This is a genomic window from Kribbella pittospori (assembly GCF_004331465.1).
Lineage (GTDB): Bacteria > Actinomycetota > Actinomycetes > Propionibacteriales > Kribbellaceae > Kribbella > Kribbella pittospori.
On the sequence record NZ_SJKB01000003.1, the window covers coordinates 677,196 to 696,545 of the forward strand.

General features: G+C 67.4%; 18 protein-coding genes. 9 read left to right on the top strand and 9 right to left on the bottom strand.

All coding sequences use genetic code 11. The features are described from left to right. A complete protein-coding gene (locus E0H73_RS13495; protein ID WP_131354553.1) occupies positions 1–1,101 on the bottom strand; it encodes a class I SAM-dependent methyltransferase in 1,101 nt (366 codons plus the stop codon). 90 nt (positions 1,102–1,191) lie between these two features. Further along, positions 1,192–4,236, bottom strand: coding sequence for an ATP-binding protein (locus E0H73_RS13500; RefSeq protein WP_131354556.1), 3,045 nt, complete (start codon positions 4,234–4,236; stop codon positions 1,192–1,194). Positions 4,237–4,479: 243 nt separating this feature from the next. On the opposite strand from E0H73_RS13500, the gene E0H73_RS13505 reads away from it, so the two are divergent. From E0H73_RS13505 to E0H73_RS13520, 4 genes are all read left to right on the top strand, one after another. Further along, the gene (locus tag E0H73_RS13505; RefSeq protein ID WP_131354559.1) at positions 4,480–5,223 is read left to right on the top strand and encodes a metallophosphoesterase; all 744 of its coding nucleotides are present in this window, start codon (positions 4,480–4,482) and stop codon (positions 5,221–5,223) included. Positions 5,224–5,251: 28 nt separating this feature from the next. Beyond that, a complete protein-coding gene (locus tag E0H73_RS13510) occupies positions 5,252–5,881 on the top strand; it encodes a LysE family translocator (RefSeq protein WP_131354562.1) in 630 nt (209 codons plus the stop codon). A 179-nt stretch (positions 5,882–6,060) separates the two neighbouring features. Beyond that, positions 6,061–6,663 (top strand): TetR/AcrR family transcriptional regulator, encoded by a 603-nt coding sequence (locus E0H73_RS13515; protein WP_165555648.1) that lies wholly within the window; start codon positions 6,061–6,063, stop codon positions 6,661–6,663. Next, a complete protein-coding gene (locus E0H73_RS13520) occupies positions 6,660–8,219 on the top strand; it encodes an MFS transporter (RefSeq protein ID WP_202867359.1) in 1,560 nt (519 codons plus the stop codon). Before E0H73_RS13515 ends, E0H73_RS13520 begins: the two co-directional genes overlap by 4 nt. 15 nt (positions 8,220–8,234) lie before the next feature. On the opposite strand, the gene E0H73_RS13525 is transcribed toward E0H73_RS13520, so the two are convergent. The 5 genes from E0H73_RS13525 to msrA form a co-directional block, all read right to left on the bottom strand. Then, positions 8,235–8,603, bottom strand: coding sequence for a hypothetical protein (locus E0H73_RS13525; RefSeq protein WP_131354568.1), 369 nt, complete (start codon positions 8,601–8,603; stop codon positions 8,235–8,237). 32 nt (positions 8,604–8,635) lie between these two features. After that, entirely contained in the window at positions 8,636–10,315 is a 1,680-nt protein-coding gene (gene qcrB, locus E0H73_RS13530) for a cytochrome bc1 complex cytochrome b subunit (protein ID WP_131354571.1), read from the bottom strand. A gap of 43 nt (positions 10,316–10,358) precedes the next feature. Continuing rightward, positions 10,359–12,029 (bottom strand): aa3-type cytochrome oxidase subunit I, encoded by a 1,671-nt coding sequence (gene ctaD / locus E0H73_RS13535; RefSeq protein WP_420323427.1) that lies wholly within the window; start codon positions 12,027–12,029, stop codon positions 10,359–10,361. A gap of 157 nt (positions 12,030–12,186) precedes the next feature. Then, positions 12,187–12,309 (bottom strand): type B 50S ribosomal protein L36, encoded by a 123-nt coding sequence (ykgO, locus tag E0H73_RS13540; RefSeq protein WP_131354577.1) that lies wholly within the window; start codon positions 12,307–12,309, stop codon positions 12,187–12,189. A 32-nt stretch (positions 12,310–12,341) separates the two neighbouring features. Further along, complete coding sequence (msrA, locus tag E0H73_RS13545) at positions 12,342–12,848, bottom strand: peptide-methionine (S)-S-oxide reductase MsrA (RefSeq protein WP_131354580.1); 507 nt, start codon at positions 12,846–12,848, stop codon at positions 12,342–12,344. A 234-nt stretch (positions 12,849–13,082) separates the two neighbouring features. Here msrA and E0H73_RS13550 point away from each other — a divergent pair, with 234 nt between their 5' ends. The 3 genes from E0H73_RS13550 to E0H73_RS13560 are packed head-to-tail and all read left to right on the top strand — an operon-like array spanning position 13,083 to position 15,802. Then, entirely contained in the window at positions 13,083–13,856 is a 774-nt protein-coding gene (locus E0H73_RS13550) for an SDR family NAD(P)-dependent oxidoreductase (RefSeq protein WP_131354583.1), read from the top strand. Between the two features lie 53 nt (positions 13,857–13,909). After that, entirely contained in the window at positions 13,910–14,827 is a 918-nt protein-coding gene (locus E0H73_RS13555; RefSeq protein WP_131354586.1) for an NADP-dependent oxidoreductase, read from the top strand. A gap of 30 nt (positions 14,828–14,857) precedes the next feature. Continuing rightward, the gene (locus tag E0H73_RS13560) at positions 14,858–15,802 is read left to right on the top strand and encodes an NADP-dependent oxidoreductase (RefSeq protein WP_131354589.1); all 945 of its coding nucleotides are present in this window, start codon (positions 14,858–14,860) and stop codon (positions 15,800–15,802) included. 24 nt (positions 15,803–15,826) lie between these two features. On the opposite strand, the gene E0H73_RS13565 is transcribed toward E0H73_RS13560, so the two are convergent. Then, positions 15,827–17,194, bottom strand: a complete 1,368-nt coding sequence (locus tag E0H73_RS13565; protein ID WP_131354592.1) for an NAD(P)/FAD-dependent oxidoreductase — start codon at positions 17,192–17,194, stop codon at positions 15,827–15,829. Positions 17,195–17,210: 16 nt separating this feature from the next. Continuing rightward, on the bottom strand, positions 17,211–17,540 hold the full coding sequence (locus E0H73_RS13570) for a hypothetical protein (RefSeq protein WP_202867361.1): 330 nt from the start codon (positions 17,538–17,540) through the stop codon (positions 17,211–17,213). Between the two features lie 131 nt (positions 17,541–17,671). On the opposite strand from E0H73_RS13570, the gene E0H73_RS13575 reads away from it, so the two are divergent. Both E0H73_RS13575 and E0H73_RS13580 read left to right on the top strand, forming a co-directional pair. Beyond that, on the top strand, positions 17,672–18,301 hold the full coding sequence (locus E0H73_RS13575) for a TetR/AcrR family transcriptional regulator (protein WP_131354595.1): 630 nt from the start codon (positions 17,672–17,674) through the stop codon (positions 18,299–18,301). A gap of 141 nt (positions 18,302–18,442) precedes the next feature. Beyond that, on the top strand, positions 18,443–19,255 hold the full coding sequence (locus E0H73_RS13580) for an SDR family NAD(P)-dependent oxidoreductase (RefSeq protein ID WP_165555650.1): 813 nt from the start codon (positions 18,443–18,445) through the stop codon (positions 19,253–19,255). Positions 19,256–19,350 lie beyond the last annotated feature (95 nt).

Consider the following 19,350-nt stretch of genomic DNA (forward strand, 5'->3'; position numbering starts at 1 on the left):
TCAGCCCTGGAGACGGTAGAAGCGCCAGAACGGGTGCTCGATCGGGACGATCTCGAGGCTGGTGAAGCCGGCGGTTTCGGACAGGCGTTGCATCCTGGCGGGCCGGATCTCGAGCGGACCGACGACCTCGGAGCCGGTCTCGGTGCGGCCCTGCGGAATACACCAGAGGGTCCCGGCTGCGGCCATGAATCGCTCGACCTCGTCACCCGGAGCGGTGAAGTTCTCGGCGACGTTCTCCTCCATCACGATCACCGAGCCGCCGGGGGCGAGCGAACGCCGGGCGGCCTCGAGTGCCGCCACCGGGTGTGGCAGGTCGTGCAGGCATTCGAAGAAGAACGCGACGTCGTACCCGTCGCGGGGGAGCGGCCGGGTGATGTCGGCGACCTCGAGGTCGACCCGGCCGGCCACCCCGCGATCGGCGACGTACCGGCGGCCGCGGGCGATGGACTCCTCGTCCAGGTCGTACCCGTCGACGGAGATGTGCGGGAACGCTTCCGCAAGCCGGATCGACGCCCAGCCCACGCCCGCGCCTAGGTCTGCGACGCGTGCCGGGCGGGTGCTGTCCGCGAGGCGGGCCTGGACCTCCGGGACCTGCGGAAGCCACTCGTCGATCAACGAGTTCTCGTAGGCGGGCCGGTTGAGCGCTCCCTGTGCGGTCACGGCGTCGGCGCCGTACGACGTCAGCGGCACACCGTCCCCGCTGCGGAACGCCGCGACCAGTGACGGAAGTGCTCGGCCCATCGCCGGCGCGATATAGGCCATGCCGCCGGCATAGAACGGACTCGTCTCGTCAACCAGCGTCTCGTGCACACCGTCGCACAAACTGAACACCGCCTCTTCGCTGACAGTCAGCAGTCCCGCAACGGCTTGTTGGGCCAGCCACTCCTGCGTGTAGCGGAGATCCGCGCCGCTTCGCTCAGCCAGTACGGCGGCCGTCGCGGGCCCGTCCTTCGACAGCGAGCGGTAGAAGCCCAGCTCGACGCCGAGGTAGGCGTTGAGGAGTTCGGCAGTGGCCAGCGTCTGCAGGAAGAGGCGGCCGGACACCTCCTCGGCGGCGGATGGGGTGGGGGTTTCCTCGACCTGATCCAGCATCGTGCTCATGATGTTCTCCCTGGTGCTGCGCGGCGCCCGGTGCGCCGCCTCTACCAGGGAGGCGCCAGGTCTGCTGTGGCGATGCCACACGTCTGACGGCTAGCTGTGCCAGGTCGCGGTTTCCTCCGGGCGATAGACGCAGAACCGTCCGGTCGAGACGGCCAGCTCGAGGTGGCGGGCCAGGCCCGGATGGACCTCGCGGATCGCCTTGATCGCGGTCGCGACGCGCATCGCGACGGCCTTGCGGGCCCGTTCGGCCGGGTCCCCGGTCGTGCGCGCCCGGCCACCGAGGCCGTAGGCCGCGGCCAGTTCGCGGACCAGGAAGTCCCGCTCCTCGACGAGGGTGCCGACCCGCTGAGACGTGCCGTCCCGTTCGGCCTCGACGATGTCGGACTCGAGTTCGGCCACTCGCCGCTTGTACGCGTCCTTGGCCATACCGTCGAGCACCGGGCCGGTGTCTCCGCCCGCCGCCGCTCGGGGCGGGCCGCCCGCAGCGGCAACGAGGTCGAGGACATGCACTGGCGTGCCGGGCTGGCCCAGGAGCACGGACAGGTCGTGCATTCCCTTGGAATCCGGGACAGTCGCCTCGCCGTCCCGCCAGCGCAGGTGCCAGGTTCGCCCGTCCTTGCGGAACACGCCCTCGATGTTCGCGGTCCGTTGTACCACTCCGCTGCTCGCGGCGAGATCCTCCTCCGCTCGGGTCAGCCATGGGACAGCGTTGGCGCCTTGGTACGCCGAGATCGCCTTGGACAGCAGGCGTCGCGCGTCGCCCATCCTGCCGCGGTACGCCGCCAGTCGGCCGAGGAGGTGTGCGGTCACGCCCATCACTCCGCCGCCGATCCCGTCGATCACCCACAGGTCTTCGTACGGCGCCAACCGCCGAGCCACCTCGTCGGCGACCTCGGCGCGATCAAGCGCGATGGCCGCGTCGCCGGTGTGCCACATTCCTTCGAGCCACTCGCAGTCGTCGGGGATCGCATTCAGGCCGCGGCTCATCAGCCGGTCGAAGTATCGTCCTGCCCGGGAGAGGTCTCCGGCCGCGGCTAGGTAGCTGGCACACATGCCCAGAGCAACGGATGACTCGGTCACGGCCTTGACGGCCGCATCGATGTCGTCAATGAAGTTCGCTGGAAGTACGCCGGCCGTCCGGTGGGTCCACATGCGCAGGGTGAAGACCATGAGGGCGGCGTTGGCGCTGCCGGCCCGACGTCCGATCGCCTCGGTCTCATCGGCGTAGCGGGCCGCCGTTTCGAAGTCGCCGGACATGAGTGCTCGCGCTCCACGCCACAGCGGGACGTACCAGGAGTAGAGCGGCAGCATCAGGCGGTTCGCCGTACGTGCGAAGGCATCGATCTCCGCGTCGACCTCGGGCCAGTCGCCTCGCTCCATCAGCGCCACCAGGCGGAGGCGACGGGCCAGCAACTGACACGGTGAATCGTGCCCGCGTTCGGCGACCGAGAGCATCCGGCTTGCCGCGGCGAACCGCTCGTCGAGCCGGGCCGGGCCGGCGATGGCGTCGCAGTACGCCGCGAGCGCACCCGACTCGACGCAGGGATGGCCGACTCGTTCCGCCATCGCCACGGCGGAGCGGGCCAGGTCGAGTCGCTCGCTCTCCCGGTCGGTCCCCGCATAGGCGAGCGACAGCCGGCCCATCACCGCAGCCCGCATGCCGCCGTCCCGTTCCGGCAACGACGCCAGCGCTTCCTCGAGCAGTTCTGTCTGCAGCTCGTCGTACTGCGGCACCTCGAACCCACTCAGGCCGGCGCCGAGTCCGAGCGCGGCCATCGCCAGGTGACTGGCCCGGCCGTTACGCCGCGCCAGTTCCGCGGTCTGTGCGAAGGTCTGCCGGGCGCCTTCGAGATCACCGGCGTACATCTGTGCCTCGCCCAGCTCGAGCATGACCTTCGTTCGCTCGATGTCCTTGCCCCGCAAGGCGATCCGGTACGCATCGACCGCCTGCTCGTAGCCCATCCGCTGTCCCGCCGAGCGGGCCGCTCGCAGCGCCCAGGCCGCCGCGCGTTCGGCGGCATCCGGACCGAACGCGGCGGACCAGTGCCTGGCCAGCTCACCCGCGGCCTCGTCGTCGTCTCCGGCCGTCGCTTCGAGCTGCTCGGCCAGCGCTCGATGTAGGGCGGCCCGCCGCGCAGTACCGAGCGAGGTCTCCAACACCTCCTGGACCAGCGCGTGCGCGAACCAGAGTCGATTGTCGACAGGCGGCCCGGCCAGCAAGCGGGCGGCCGCCGCCTCCTCGAGCTCATCGGCCAGGTTGCCGGCGACAGCCATGACGAGTGAAACGTCGGCACCGTTCCCGGCTACCGCCGCAACCTCCAGGATCCGCTGACAGTCCTGGCTGACGCGGGCGATCCGCCGGGCCAGCACCTCTCGCACACCATCGGGTACGCCGGTCGTCGAGGACCGAGCCGCGAGCAGCCGGGAGACCTCCCGCACGAAGAAGGGGTTGCCGCCGGTGCGACTGTGCACCATGGTCGCCAACTCGTCGGCGGGGGTGTCGCCGAGAACCCGCGTCACCAACTCCGCCACCTCGTCGATCCCGAGACCGTCGAGCCGGATCCGCGGTACTGCGGTGGGCAGATCATGGACAACCGCCCGCACATCCTCGCCGGTCTTCGGCGGCTCGTCACGGTAGGTGGCGACGAGCAGCACACGAAGACCCGGGAGCGCGTCGACGACTTGACGGAGCAGCAGCAACGAAGCGCTGTCGGCCCACTGCAGGTCTTCGAGGATGAGAACGACCGGACCGTCGCCAGAGACCTTCTGCAACGTGTCGATCACCGAAACGAACAGCCTGGCCCGGACACCGGCGTCGCCGCGCAGCACTCCCAGTCCGTCCGCGCCGTGACCGGCAGGCCCGTCGCCGGCGAGCCGATGCTCTGGCGCCAGCTCACGAAGAATGGTTCGCCACGGCCAGAACGGCGGCATGCCGGCGGCCGAACACCAGCCCCAGGCAACGGTGACACCCAACTCAAGCGCACGATCAGCAAGCGCCTCGGCAAGCGTCGTCTTGCCCATACCCGGCTCACCGAGGACGATCGCGGACCGGCCGCGGCCGTCGATGGCCGCCGCCAGCAGGGCGTCGAGCTCGGCCAGTGGCCGGGCCCGGCCCACCATCACCCGTCGCTCCATCCGACGCCTCCCCGCTTCACATGCTAGGCAGCATGGCTCTCGGGGTCAGCACTTCGGCCGAAGCGTCCGCGCCCGGTAATGCCGCGTCGTGGACAGGTCACGTCCGGTTCCGGAATCTCGCTTGCTGGTGACGACGAACCCAGCTTAGAGTGCCTAACGGAACGAACCAGAGATGCCATTAGTCACGACGTGCGGATCGCCGCCTGAGCCAGCGGTCGATCCCAGTTGATGGAGGAGAGAGAAATGTCAGTGCTGCTTGCCCAGATCAGTGACCTGCACCTGGACGGCACCGAGCGGGCCACCCGCCGCGCGGTCCGTGTCATGGACTACCTGCGGAATCTGCCTCGACCGATCGACGGCCTCCTGGTCACCGGCGACATCGCCGATCACGGCGCCGAGGCCGAGTACGAGGAGGCGGCGCAGATCCTGGCTGCCGAGTTCCCCGTGCTGATGTGTCCGGGGAACCACGACGCGCGCCCGGCGTACCGAAAGGCGCTGCTCGGGGAGGAGCCCGGCAGTTCCCCTGTCAATCAGGCGCACCTCATCGCAGGCACGGCCGTGTTGATGTGCGACTCCACGATCCCTGGCCGCGACGAGGGGAGACTCGCACCGGAGACTCTCGCCTGGATCGACACCACCCTCGCCGAGCTTCCGCGGGACACTCAGGCGTTGATCTGCTTCCACCAGCCACCGGTCGAGCTCCACCATCCGCTGCCCGACGCCGAGATCCTCGAGCGTCCCGGCGACCTGGCCGCCGTACTCGAAAAGCATCGGCAGGTCGCCGCAGTCATCACCGGACACGCCCACACGGCGGCGGTCTCGACGTTCGCCGGCCGGCCGCTGATCGTCGGGCCGGCGATCACCTGGACGCTGCGCCTTCCGTGGGAGGGCGATGACGCCGCGGACCTCGAGCAGCCGCCCGGACTCGCCTTCCACATTCTTGACGACGACGGACGACTGACGACGCACTACCGGGTCGTGCTCTGATCCCCGTCGCCCCGATCGCGGAGACACCATGATCCACCGCGCTGCCGTCGCCGGATTCGCCGCGGCGGTCCTTCCGCTCATCGCTACCCCCGGCGCCAGCCTCACCCTGCTCATCCGGCATGTCAGTGACGGCGGGCGCCGGCGGGCAGTCCCCGTCATTTCGGGCACGGTCAGCGGCCTGTACGTGCACGCCAGTCTGGCGATGGCGGGTCTGTCGGTGCTGGTGATGCAATCAAGCCGTGCCTTCACCGCGGTCAAGCTCGTCGGGGCCACCTACCTCATCGGCCTCGGGCTGTGGAACTGGTACTCCGCGTCCTCGCCTGCAAGCCTCATGACCACACGCCGACGCCTGCCGAGGTCGACGGAATCCCTCTACGGGCAGGCATTGCTCGCCAACGTCCTGAATCCGAAGGCCGCGTCGATCTACCTGACTCTGATTCCGCAGTTCATCGCGCCCAGTGAATCTGTCGGTGGTCAGATCTTGGCTCTGGCAACCGCACACGCACTGCTGATCGCGCTGTGGCTCCTGCTCTGGACCATCGTCATCCGCCGCGCCTCACCCGTGCTCCGCGGCGCCCGCTCCAAGCTCATCACCACCAGGATCACCTCGGTCGTACTCATCGGCCTCGGCATCAGAACAGCAGCAACGACCCGCTGACCCAGGCCCGCCGGCAGGCGATCTGCTCCTTGGTGCGTCCGGAAGGCTATTGCGCTACGCTCAAGTAGCGAAACGGAGTAGTAGCGGAACTCGTTCGTAGTGTAACTCCATGGAGGTCTGCCTTGAGTCAGGTGCCGAGAGCCGCGGGCACGCCCAAAGTCCGTCGTGGCGGACGTTCGTTGGACAGCGAACGTGACGTTGCCCTGCGGGAGGCGGCGCTGGCGTTACTTGCCGAGGTGGGCTACGACCGGCTGACGATGGACGCGGTTGCGGCCCGGGCGCGGGCGGGCAAGACGACGATCTACCGGCGCTGGCAGAGCAAGGCCGAGCTTGTCGTCGATGCGCTGAACAACCTCAAGGGCGAGCACGACATCCCGGACGCGGGCTCGTTACGTCAGGACCTGCACGCCATGGCGGAGGCCATGACGGGCGCGGAACACCACGTCAGCGCCTTGACGGTCGGCATGGTGAACGCGCTGGCCCACGATGCCGAGCTGCGGCGCGTGTTCGGGGAGAACTTCATCGCGCCGCGGATGGCCGGGTTCCGGGTCGTCTTCGAGCGGGCCGTGACCCGCGGCGAGATGCCCGCCGGCCATGACCTGGATCTTCTGGCCCGGCTGTTTCCCGCGCTGGGTCTGCAGCAGTTGGTGATGTCCGGCGAACTTCCCGACGCCCAATCGGCCCGCCGCATGATGGACGAGGTCGTCTACCCGTTGGCGACCGCGCCGACCACCAGCACCCACACCGCCTCGGCCACCAGAGTCGAAGGGACACTCAAGTGAGTAACGACAACGCCATGCAAGCCGGGCCACCACCTGCCGGACCCGACGCCGCGGCCGGCGCCGATCATCGCTGGCTGATCCTCGCGGTGATCGCGCTGGCTCAGCTCATGATCGTGCTCGACGCGACGATCATGAATATCGCGCTGCCCAGCGCGCAGGACGATCTCGGGTTCTCGATCGTGGACCGGCAGTGGGTCGTGACCGCCTATGCCCTGGCGTTCGGCAGTCTGCTGCTGCTCGGTGGCAAACTGTCGGACCTGTTGGGCCGGCGGGCGATGTTCATGACCGGTTTGATCGGCTTCGCCATCGCGTCGGCGGTCGGCGGGGCGGCCGTGAACTTCGGCATGCTGGTCGCGGCGCGCGCCGCTCAGGGAGTGTTCGGGGCGCTGCTCGCCCCGGCGGCGCTGTCGCTGTTGGCGGTCACGTTCACCGACACCAAGGAGCGCGGCCGGGCCTTCGGCGTGTTCGGCGCGGTCGCCGGTGCCGGCGGCGCGATCGGCCTGTTGCTCGGAGGCGTCCTCACCGAGTATCTGAACTGGCGTTGGTGCCTGTACGTCAACCTGATCTTCGCCGGCATCGCCGTCATCGGTGCGGTCACCATGCTGCACCGCCAGGCCCCGTCGTCGACCCGGCCCAGGCTGGACCTGCCCGGTGCGGTCTTGGTCTCCGCCGGCATGTTCTGCATCGTCTACGGCTTCTCCAACGCTGCCCTGCACAACTGGCACACCCCGTCGACGTGGGGCTTCCTCGCCGCCGGCGTCGTACTGCTCGCCGGGTTCGTCTGGCGGCAGTACACCGCCACGGAGCCACTGCTGCCGCCGCGGATCGTGGCCGACCGCACCCGCGGCGGCGCCTACCTGACCATGCTGCTGGCCGCGATCGGCATGTTCGGGATCTTCCTGTTCCTCACCTACTATCTGCAGCAGACCCTCGGTTTCTCACCGTTGATGTCCGGGGTGGCGTTCCTGCCGATGGTGGGCTGCCTCGTCCTGGCCTCGGCCACCGCGAACGTCGTGCTCATGCCGCGCGTCGGACCCCGGCCCCTTGCGCCGACCGGCATGCTGCTCGCTGCGCTCGGCTTGGTTCTGCTGACTCGCATCGGCGTGGACACCGGCTATGCCTCTCACGTCCTGCCCTCACTGCTGATCATCGGTTTCGGCTTCGGCATGGTGTTCGCGCCGGTCTTCAACAGCGGCACGTTCGGCGTCGCCCCGCAGGATGCCGGCGTCGCGTCGGCAACGATCAACACCGGCCAGCAGTTGGGCGGCTCGATCGGCACGTCCCTGCTCAACACGATCTTCGCCAGTACTGTCACCAGCTACATTGCGACTCACGTCGGCCCGGCCACCCTGGTCAACGGCCGGCCCAGCCCGGAACTGGCGGGTGCAGCACAGATCCACGGCTACATCACGGCCTTCTGGTGGTCGGCCGCCATCCTCACCGTCGGCGCGATCGCCGCCCTGATCCTGTTCCGCAGTGGTCCATTGACCCAGTCCGGCGACCAGCAGCCCGCCGAGCCCCCGTCCGCCACCACGACGCCCGCCACCGGCGACTAGCGCTGGTTGGGTGAGTCACCGCTCGGCGAGGCTTCTGGCCACTTGCTGTAGCGCCATATCTGCCGCGATCTTGAGTGGAGTGATGTTGCGGGCGGTGACCGACAAGAGGTAACCGCCCTGGATTGCCGCGAGGAACGCGGTGGCGAGGACAGCAGGGTCGACGTCGGCGAGCAGCAGCTGGTTGCGCTGGAGCCGCGCAAATCCTGCGGTGAGATCTTCCCAGGTGTGGAGAAGCCAGCGCCTCGCGTCTTCTCCACATCCGTCCGGGATGGCTGCAGGTGGGAGCTTGGTCGCTCGCTGCGTCGAGGAGATGTGGTTGCCGAGGGCCACCACCAGCGACTGCGTCCAGCTGGCGAGCTGCTCAGGTGAGTCCAGGTTTCTCACCGTGTTCACGTCGAGCGGAAGTGGATCCGAGCTCATTGGTCGCCGCGACCGCCGTCCCCGCTGGCGACCTCTCGGTAGGTCTCGGTGTCCTCCGTCAGTTCGTGGATCTCGTCGCCGGAGTGCGCCGCCTCGATCTCCTGGGCCGTCGGCTTCTGGACCACGTCGGCGTAGTAGAACCGGGACAGGGCGGCACGGGCCTTGTTCAGGACCCGGCGCGGAGCGCGGACGCCGTTGTCGTCGGTTTCCGGGCCGACCTCGTACGGCTCGATCGTTTCCCGCGCGGTGAGCGTGTCGGACTCGTACCTCGAGATCGTCTGGTGCTTCTCGGTGTACTTGCCCTCGGGGGAGCGGACGATCACGCCGGTCTCCAGACCGTGCATCAGCCGATCGCGGTCGGCGCGCTGGAGCGAGATCGCCCAGCGACGGGCCACCCAGAACCCGATGATCGGGCCGAGGACCACCGCGAACCGCAGGAACCAGGTCACATGATTCAGCGAGACACCGAAGTGGGTGGCGATCAGGTCGTTGCCGCCGCCCATCCAGAGCAAGGCGTAGAAGACGATGAACGCGACGCCGATACCGGTCCGGGTCGGCGCGTCACGCGGCCGGTCCAGCAGGTGGTGTTCGCGCTTGTCACCGGTGATCCAGCCCTCGATGAACGGATAGAGCGCCACCAGCGTGACGAACGCGGGTGGCACGATCAGCGCCGGGATGAGCAGGTTCCAGCTCAGGGTGATGCCCCAGAAGTGCGACTCGAATCCGGGCATGATGCGGACCGAGCCTTCCAGCCAGCCCATGTACCAGTCCGGCTGGGATCCCGCCGTCACCTCCGCCGGGTTGTACGGCCCGTACAGCCAGACCGGGTTGATCTGCATCAGCGCGCCCATCAGCGTGGTGACGCCGAAGACCACGAAGAAGAAGCCGCCGGCCTTGGCCACATAGTCGGGGAAGAACGGATACCCGACCACGTTCTTCTCCGTTCGCCCAGGCCCGGCCCACTGCGTGTGTTTGTGGTACACGATCAGGAAGAGATGGGCAGCGGTGAGCGCCAGGAGCAGACCGGGAAGAAGGAGTACGTGCACCGTGAAGAACCGCGGAACGAAGGTGCTGCCGGGGAACTCGCCACCGAAGATGAAGAAGTTCAGGTACGTCCCGATCACCGGTGAGGCCTGGATCATGCCGTTGGTGATCCGCAGACCGGTGCCGGACAGCAGGTCGTCGGGCAGGCCGTAGCCGATGAAGCCCTCGATGATGCCGAGGAACAGCATGGTGAAGCCGATCACCCAGTTCAGCTCACGCGGCTTGCGGAACGCGCCGGTGAAGAAGGTGCGCAACAAGTGCACCATCATCGACGCGATGAACAGCACCGCCGCCCAGTGGTGCATCTGCCGGACCAGCAGGCCGCCGCGGATGTCGAAGGTGATGTCCAGCGTCGAGGCGTAGGCCTCGGACATGTGCAGGCCCTTGAGCAGGCCGTACGAGCCCTGGTACTCGACCTCGCCCATCGACGGCTTGAACCAGAAGGTCAGGAAGATGCCGGTCAGGATCAGGATGACGAAGCTGTACAGCGCGACCTCGCCGAGCAGGTACGACCAGTGCTCCGGATAGACCTTCCGAATACCTCCGGAGCCGTTCTTCTTCGCACCCGATCCGAGCACGCCCAAGCGCGAGTCCAGCCACTCCACCGGAGTTGGCAGCTTCTGGTCCGCCACTGGTCACCTCTGAGTTTGAACTTGACCTCTCGAACAAAGAGAACTATATCGTCCACTTCGATCTCGGAGCCAATCGACCTGCATCGTCTCGGTCGTCGGCCTGGTCGAGGAGGTTGTCGCCCGCGGCCGGAGCTTCGCGAACCGGATGGATCTCTGGGTGGTGCAGGTCGAAGGCGGGTGAGTCAGACCGGATCCGCGGGACCTTCTCGAAGTTGTGCCGCGGCGGCGGGGAACTGGTCGCCCACTCCAGCGAGCGGCCCCAGCCCCACGGGTCATCGACGCCGACCCGCGGCGACTTGCGCGACTTGTAGACGTTGTAGAAGAACGGCAGCATCGACAGGCCCAGCACGAAGGATCCGATACTGGAGACCTCGTTCAGCGTCGTGAACCCGTCGTTCGCGCCGTACGACGCGTACCGCCGCGGCATGCCCTCGACACCCAGCCAGTGCTGCACCAGGAACGTCGTGTGGAAGCCGATGAACAGCAACCAGAAATGCAGCTTCCCGAGCCGCTCGTCGAGCATCCGCCCGGTGAACTTGGGCCACCAGAAGTAGAACCCGGCGAACATCGCGAACACGACCGTGCCGAAGACGACGTAGTGCAGGTGCGCGATCACGAAGTACGAGTCCGACAGCTGGTAGTCCAACGCGGGCGACGCCAGGATGACTCCGGTGAGTCCGCCGAACAAGAAGGTCACCAAGAACCCGATGGACCACAGCATCGGCGTGTCGAACGACACCGAGCCGCCCCAGATCGTGCCTATCCAGTTGAAGAACTTCACCCCGGTAGGCACCGCGATCAAGAACGACATGAACGAGAAGAACGGCAGGCTCACCGCACCGGTGACGAACATGTGATGGGCCCACACAGTCGCGGACAGCGCGCCGATGCCGAGGGTGGCCGCAACCAGGCCGACGTAGCCGAAGACCGGCTTGCGGCTGAACACCGGCAGGATCTCGGTCACGATCCCGAAGAAGGGCAGCGCGATGATGTACACCTCGGGATGCCCGAAGAACCAGAACAGGTGTTGCCACAGCAATGGCCCACCGTTCGCGGCATCGAAGACGTGAGCCCCCAGGGCTCGATCCGCCTCCAGCATCAGCAATGCGCCGCCGAGAGTCGGGAACGCGATCAGCACCAGCAGTGAGGTCACCAGGACGTTCCAGGTGAAGATCGGTATCCGAAGCATCGTCATACCCGGTGCCCGCATGGTGATGATGGTCGTGACGAAGTTGACCGCACCGAGGATGGTGCCCAGACCTGACATCCACAGACCCATGATCCACAGGTCACCCCCGATGCCCGGCGAGCGGACCGCGTTCGACAGTGGGGAATAGCCCGTCCAGCCCCAATCCGCGGCCCCGCCCGGAGTGGCGAAGCCTCCGATGGTGATGAGTGCTCCGAAGAGGTAGAGCCAATAGCTCAACATGTTCAGCCGTGGGAACGCGACGTCGGGGGCACCGATCTGGATCGGCATGATCGCGTTCCCGAAGCCGACGAACAGCGGGGTCGCGAACAGCAGCAGCATGATCGTGCCGTGAACAGTGAAGAGCTGGTTGTACACCTCCTCGCTGACCAACTGCAGGCCGGGTGCGGCCAGCTCGGCCCGAATGACCAGAGCCAGCACGCCCGCGAGCAGGAAGAAGGTGAACGACGTCACCAGGTACAGCGCGCCGATGCGCTTGTGGTCGGTAGTCGTGAGCCAGCCGACCAGGCGCTTGCCGGCCTCTGCCTGAGACTGACGTCTCTCGAGACCGGCAAGCGAGGTCCGCTCACTCGTCACCACAGCATCCCCTGCCGGTTGTCGTCGCGATCAAAAGGGACGATATCGTCCAGTATGCGGCAAGGCAAGAGGCGTGGTGGTGATGGCGTCAGCCCTGTCGCGCCTTGAATCGCGGGTTCAGCTTGTTGATCACGTACACGCGGCCGCGCCGGCGCACGACCTGCGAGCCTGGCTTGTTCTTCAGTGACTTGAGTGAGTTGGACGCCTTCATCTCGGGTCCTTCCGTTCGATGTGTGGGAGGCCTCAGGCCGTCGCCCGCTTCGGGAGCTTCCAGCCGGGACGGGGGAAGTGGCAGGTGTAGCCGTGGGGGTAGGTCTGCAGGTAGTTCTGGTGCTCGGGCTCGGCCTCCCAGAAGTCGCCGGCCGCGGTCACCTCGGTGACGACCTTGCCGGGCCACAGGCCCGAGGCGTCGACATCGGCGATCGTGTCTTCTGCGACCCGCTTCTGCTCGTCGTTCGTGTAGAAGATCGCTGAGCGGTAGCTGGTGCCGATGTCGTTGCCCTGGCGGTTCTTCGTCGAGGGATCGTGTACTTGGAAGAAGAACTCGAGCAGGGCGCGGAAGTCGGTCTCCTCAGGGTCGTAGACGACCTCGAGGGACTCCGCATGCGTGCCGTGGTTGCGGTAGGTGGCATTCGGGACGTCGCCGCCGCTGTAGCCGACGCGTGTGGACACGACGCCGGGCTGGTGGCGGAACAGCTCCTCCATGCCCCAGAAGCAGCCGCCGGCGAGGATCGCCTTCTCGGTGGTCATGTCGTCTCCCTACTTGTTGTCGGACACGTATGTCTACAGACACCGTACGACCCGGATGTATTCCCGCGAACCGCCCTCTTTGTGGACTAGAGCGTCCAGCAGAGATCTTCTAGTGTGTTGGTTCGTCTCGAAAAGTGGACTTGACCGGCCAGTTCTGCAGGGTTAGGTTCGGTCTGCCTGACTGGGGCCGGCTTCTCAATACACAGCGCGATTCGGTAGGAAGGAACAACCGTCATGAGTGAGAGCTTCGAAGGCCGCAAGGTGGTAGTCGTCGGCGGCAGCAGCGGCATGGGACTCGCAACGGCCCAGCAGGTGGTCGCCGGGGGTGGCACCGCCGTGATCACGGGCCGAGACGATGACAGGGTCCAGGCCGCGGTCAAAATGCTGTCGCAGAACGGAAAGGCGTGGGGCATCACCGGGGAGCTGACCGACCGCGACCAGGTGCCCGAGATCCGCAAGCAACTCGCCGCAGAGCACGCCGACGCGACTCTGCTCGTCAACGCCGCGGGGTTCTTCGTCCCGAAGCCGTTCAGCGAGTACGACGAAGCCTTCTACGACTCGTACAACGAACTGAACCGCGCGCTGTTCTTCATCACGCAGACCGTCGTCGACGGGATGGTCGCCGGGGGACACGGTGGCGCCATCGTCAACATCGGCTCGATGTGGGCGCACCAGGGCATCGCCGCGACGCCGCACACCGGCTACTCCGTGCAGAAGGGCGGCATCCACTCGTTCACCAAGGCGCTCGCGATCGAGCTGGCGCCGCACAGGATCCGGGTCAACGCGGTCGCACCCGCGGTCGTGAAGACACCCCTGTACCTCGGCTTCGTCCCAGCGGACAAGTTCGATGAAACCGTTGACAGCTTCGATGGCTTCCACCCGCTGGGTCGGGTCGGCAGCGCGGAAGACATCGCGAACGCGGTGTCGTTCCTGCTGTCGGACAAGTCGAGCTGGATGACCGGCGCCATTGTCGACGTCGACGGCGGCATCATGGCCGGCCGCAACTGACCGGGTGAGCCGGACGTTCCTGCAGGCGAGAAGATGGGTGCGGAGGTGCCGAGATGAAGGCGATTGTGGTGACGGACCAGGCCGCGGGAACGGCCGGGATGACGCTGGCGGAGCGACCGGATCCGGAGGCGGCGGGGAACGACGTTCTGGTTGAGGTTCACGCGTCGGGGTTCACTCCGGGTGAACTGACGTGGCCGTCGAACTTCACCGACCGGCTCGGCCGTGATCGGACGCCGTCGATTCCCGGGCATGAGCTGGCCGGGGTGGTGAGTGCTCTCGGGTATGGCACGACGGGGTTGTCGGTGGGCCAGCGGGTGTTCGGGCTCACGGACTGGACTCGCGATGGCACGCTCGCGGAGTACGCGGCCGTTGAGGCACGTAACCTCGCGCCGCTGCCGGGCGATGTCGACTTCACGGTGGGCGCGAGCCTGCCGATCTCGGGCCTGACCGCATGGCAGGGACTGTTCGAGCACGGCCGTCTTCAGGCCGGACAGAGCGTGTTGGTGCATGGCGCGGCCGGTGGTGTCGGTTCGATGGTGACGCAACTCGCGCGCGAGGCCGGCGCCTACGTCATCGGCACCGGGCGTGCTGGTGACCAGAAGCCGGCGCTGGACTTCGGCGCGCAGGAGTTCGTCGATCTCGAGAACGACGTTCTGGAAGACGTCGGCGGAGTCGAGTTGGTGTTCGATGTCTTCGGCGGCGACATCGGGCGGCGGTCCGCGGGTCTGGTGCGCGCCGGGGGAACGCTGGTGACGATCGCCGGCCCGCCGGAGGCGCGACCTGTCGATGGTTTGGCGATCGACTTCGTCGTCGTGTCCGACCGTGCTCAGCTGGGCGAGATTGCTCAGCGGGTGCGGGATGGTCGACTGCGGACAGCCATCGGCACCGTCGCGAGCCTCGACGACGCCGTCGCGGCGTTCAACCCGACCGAGCGGGTCAAGGGAAAGACGATCATCCGCGTTCGTCCATAGGGACTCGAATACGGCACACGGAGGCGGACGATGAAGGCGATCGTGGTGACGGACCGGGCTGCGGGCACCACCGGGATGAAGCTGGTGGAGCGGCCGGGTCCGGACGCGGCGAGGCTCGCCGGCCTCGAGGGCGCGAACTACGGCGATGTCATCGTTGAAGTGCACGCGTCGGGATTCACCGGGAATGAGCTGGAGTGGCCCTCGACGTGGATCGATCGCGTCGGCCGTGACCGGACGCCGTCGATTCCCGGGCACGAGTTGGCCGGAGTGGTCACTGCTCTCGGCTATGGCACAACCGGGCTGTCGGTGGGACAGCGGGTATTCGGCCTGACGGACTGGACCCGCGACGGCACCCTGGCGGAGTACGTCGTCGTGGAGGCGCGCAACCTCGCGCCGCTGCCGGGCGACGTCGACTTCACGGTGGGTGCCGGCGTCGCGATGTCAGGCCTGACCGCGTGGCAAGGTCTGTTCGAGCACGGCCGCCTCCGGGCGGGGCAGAGCGTCCTCGTGCACGGCGCGGCCGGCGTAGTCGGTTCGATGGCCACCCAGCTCGCACGAGAGGACGGCGCCCACGTCATCGGCACCGGACGCGCTGCTCACCGTCAGACCGCGCTCGACTTCGGCGCGCACGAGTTCGTCGACCTCGACAACGCCGCTCTGGAAGACGTCGGCGGAGTCGACCTCGTGTTCGACGTCTTCGGTGGCGACCTCCAGCGGCGGTCCGCGGGTCTGGTTCGCGCCGGAGGAACGCTGGTGACCGTCACCGGACCGCCCGAGGCGCGACCCGCCGACGGCCTGGCGATCGACTTCGTTGTCATGTCCGTTCCGGCCCAACTGAGCGAGATCGCCCAGCGGGTCCGGGACGGACGGCTGCGGACGAACATCGGCACCGTCGCGACCCTCGACGACGCCGTCGCCGCTCTCAACCCGACCGAGCGGATCCCCGGGAAGACGATCATCCGCGTTCGTCCCTGAGGACCCGGCCGGCCGGAAACGCGATCAGGCGGTTCGGCTCGATGGCGGGTCAGCCATCCGATCCTTCTCGTGGCCGGCGCCGATGCTCGTGGCGACGAAGGCGGACCGTGGATGCTGCACCGACAGCAGCGACACGATGTCGCGACCGTAGAAGAACGCCGACGCCCAGACGAGCGCCACCCGGACCTTGCGCTCCCACGTCGGGACGGCCAGCACGTGGTACCCGCGGTGCACGAGCCAGGCGAGCGGACCCTTCAGGACGATCCGCCGGTACTGGAAGATCCCCTTGCCGATGCCGAGGGTGGCGACGGTGCCCAGACTGGCGTGCTTGTACGGCTTCACCTTCCGGCCGCGCAGGTCGGCGACGATGTTCTTGGCCAGCCGCTTGCCCTGCCGGACCGCGTGCTGGGCGTTGGGGACGGTGAACGAGCCGCCGGGAATGTCCGAGGCGAGGTCGGGGACAGCAGCGTTGTCGCCGGCCGCCCAAGCATCCGGGATGGCTGCTTCTGCGGTGCCGATGCGCAGATCGGCACGGACCCGGAACAGACCGGCCTTGTCGACCGGCAGATCGGTGTGCCAGGCAACGACGGGATTGCTCTGGTTGCCGGCGGCCCACACGAGCAGGTGGTTGTCGTACTCTGTGCCGTCCGACAGTACGACGTGGTCATCCTTGGCCGACAGCAGGCTGGTGCCGAGGTGGATGCGCCCGCCCCGCTTCTCCAGATGCTCCACCACCCACCGCCCCGGCCCATCGGTGACCTCGGGCAGAATGCGGTCGCGCAGTTCGACCAAGTGGAAGCCGAGCTCATCCTCGCTCAACTCCGGGTAGTACTTGAGCAGCGCCGTGGCCAGCGACAGCAGCTCACCGAAGCACTCGACGCCGGTGAAGCCGCCACCGACCACAGTCACTGTCAGCAGCTTGCGCCGCTCGGGACCCGGCGGCAGGGTGGCCGCCCGCTCGAACGCCGTCAGCAGCCGGTCGCGGGTCGCTACGGCCTCTTCGACGTACTTGAACCCGATCGCCTCGTCGGCGACGCCGGGAATGGGGAAGGTCCTGGTGACCGCGCCGGCGGTGATGACGATGGTGTCGTAGGCCAGCTCGTGCTCGGAGCCATCGGTCGGCTGGACGGTGGCCGTGCGATGCGCGTGGTCGATGTGGACAACACTGCCCGCGATCAGGCGAGTGTGCGGCAGGTGCCGGCGCAGTGAGACCGCGACGTGTCGAGCCTCGATGGAGCCGGCGCCCACCTCGGGCAGGAACGGCTGGTAGGTCATGTACGGCCGCGGGTCGACGAGCGTCACCGACGCCTCGTCGCTCCGGAGCTTCTTCTCCAGCTTCCAGGCGGTGTAGAAGCCGGCATAGCCACCGCCAACGATCAGGACGTTCCGCATCGCTACCTCTCGTCGGTCATCGGTATCGGCCGTTGAAGCGAGCTCCGCTCCGGGCGTCTGTGAAGCTGACGCCCACCGGCAGCCCGTCCTCGACGATCCACTGGACCGTGTACGTCGCCCGGTACGTCGGCGGCCAGAACGAAGCAAAGGTCCCGTCACCGGTGACAGACCACTCGCCGGTCGACGGCACGCCTGCGTCGACGTACGTCGTACGACCGTCCGCTGTGAACGATTGAGTCGCCCCGTCGTCAAACACAAACTCTGCCGCGGTCAGGGCGGCCATCATGTCCGCCGCATCGACCGGCCGGCCATCGACAACGTTCCCACCAGCTGGAATCCGGTCCATCGAACTGTCCTCCTCACTCCCGTTGGTCAATCTCGCTTTGGCTGGTTGGTGCCGGCGTCGGGGAGACGTCTTACTCCGTGGCGGGAAGCTGATCCACCGCTGATTGCGGCGCGCACCGGTAAGCTCTCTGCGTGCCCGAGAGAGAAAACGAGCTCGACCGCCGCCTCACTGCCCGCGGCGCGGTCACCCGAGCCCGGATTGTCGCGGTCGCCGACGAGTTGATGTCGCTCAAGGGTGCCGCGGCCACCACCCTTGACGAGGTGACTGCGGGGAGCGGGACGAGCAAGTCGCAGTTCTACCGGCATTTCAGTGACAAGAGCGCCTTGGTGCAGGCGGTGATCGCGCTCCGTGGCAGTCGCGTCATGGAGCGCGAAGCGCAGTACCTGCGGCGAGTGGACTCCCTCCGCGGCCTGGACAGATGGCGCCGAGCCGTCATCCAGCGGGTCACGGCGCGCCGAGGCGCACTGGGGTGCGAGCTGGGGGCGCTGTCGACCGAGCTGTCCGATCGCGACGAAGACGCCCGGGTCGACCTCGACGCTCACCTGACCACCTGGATTTCGTTGCTGGCCGACGCCCTGGAGCGAATGCGGGCCAACGGCACCCTCCGGCCAGAGGCAGACCCGCAGGCACTGGCCACCGGCATCATGGCCGCACTCCAAGGCGGCTACGTCCTCGCTCAAGCGGCCCGCGATCCGCGTCCGATGGAGATCGCGCTGGAGCTGGCAATGGGTTCAGTCCAGGCACAGGCCACCGCAGCCTGAGAGTGCGACGAGGGTCCGGCATCGAGCACTACCCTTCAGATTGACCGTTCGGTCAGGTAAGAGACGGCCGTCGTACAGACTCGAACAGACATGCTCGGTTTCGTGAATGTCCGGAGACCACTCGCGGGCCGCGTCGCGCTGGTGACCGGCGCCGGGGGAGGGATCGGGCGGGCGATTGCCGAGGAACTCAGCGCAGCCGGTGCAGTGGTCGCCGTTGTCGCGAGGTCGCAGGCACGCGCCGGCGCCACCGTGAATGCTGTTCGAACGGCTGGTGGCCGCGCCGCACCGTTCAGTGCTGACCTGCACGACCTCGGATCGGTGCCGTGTCTCATTCACGGCATCGAGCGCGAGCTCGGCGAGGTCGACATTCTGGTGAACAACACGGCGACAGTCATGCCGCTGGGCCCGGTGACCGGGGTGCAACCAGCGGCGGTGCTCCGCGCTCTCACCCTCAACGTGGGCAGCGTGATAACACTCGCGGGTGCGGTGATCCCAGGAATGAGCCGGCGCGGCTGGGGCCGGATCACCAATATCTCCGGCATCCCCGGCAACCGGGCCTCCACACCCGGTGGCAACGTGTACGCCGCGTGCGTAGCCGCGCTCGAGAGTCATACCCTGAACCTGGCAGCGGAGCTGGCTGGGTCCGGGGTGACCGCCAACGCATTCCGCACCCAGAGGATCTACACATCCCTGCGTGCCTGGCTCGAAACCATTGATCGCGATCACATCGAAGACCCGCTGATCCGTCGCTTCGTCACCAGCCAGATCGACGTCGATGTGATCGACTCAACGGGGCCTGCCAGGAACCTGCTCACACATGTTCTCGGCACGGAGTCCGGCCACATCTGGGATCTGGTACGCAACCGCCCACTCCGACGTAAGACTCCGGATGCTTCGGGAGACGAACTCGATACGAGTGCCACCAGCAGACCGGATTCCGGTCGTCCCGGCTGAACCTGTCGGCCGGCAACCCCTTGAAGATGAGCCTGGAGTGCCCATGTCGAGATTTCGTAGTGTGTCTGCTGGTGGGTTGGAGGTGTTCTGTCGTG

Excerpts from the sequence above, each read along its gene's own strand:
- E0H73_RS13495 (WP_131354553.1), bottom strand. The coding sequence starts at position 1,101 with ATGAGCACGATGCTGGATCAGGTCGAGGAAACCCCCACCCCATCCGCC.
- E0H73_RS13500 (WP_131354556.1), bottom strand. The coding sequence starts at position 4,236 with ATGGAGCGACGGGTGATGGTGGGCCGGGCCCGGCCACTGGCCGAGCTC.
- E0H73_RS13505 (WP_131354559.1), top strand. The coding sequence starts at position 4,480 with ATGTCAGTGCTGCTTGCCCAGATCAGTGACCTGCACCTGGACGGCACC.
- E0H73_RS13510 (WP_131354562.1), top strand. The coding sequence starts at position 5,252 with ATGATCCACCGCGCTGCCGTCGCCGGATTCGCCGCGGCGGTCCTTCCG.
- ykgO (WP_131354577.1), bottom strand. The coding sequence starts at position 12,309 with ATGAAGGCGTCCAACTCACTCAAGTCACTGAAGAACAAGCCAGGCTCG.
- msrA (WP_131354580.1), bottom strand. The coding sequence starts at position 12,848 with ATGACCACCGAGAAGGCGATCCTCGCCGGCGGCTGCTTCTGGGGCATG.
- E0H73_RS13550 (WP_131354583.1), top strand. The coding sequence starts at position 13,083 with ATGAGTGAGAGCTTCGAAGGCCGCAAGGTGGTAGTCGTCGGCGGCAGC.
- E0H73_RS13555 (WP_131354586.1), top strand. The coding sequence starts at position 13,910 with ATGAAGGCGATTGTGGTGACGGACCAGGCCGCGGGAACGGCCGGGATG.
- E0H73_RS13560 (WP_131354589.1), top strand. The coding sequence starts at position 14,858 with ATGAAGGCGATCGTGGTGACGGACCGGGCTGCGGGCACCACCGGGATG.
- E0H73_RS13565 (WP_131354592.1), bottom strand. The coding sequence starts at position 17,194 with ATGCGGAACGTCCTGATCGTTGGCGGTGGCTATGCCGGCTTCTACACC.
- E0H73_RS13570 (WP_202867361.1), bottom strand. The coding sequence starts at position 17,540 with ATGGACCGGATTCCAGCTGGTGGGAACGTTGTCGATGGCCGGCCGGTC.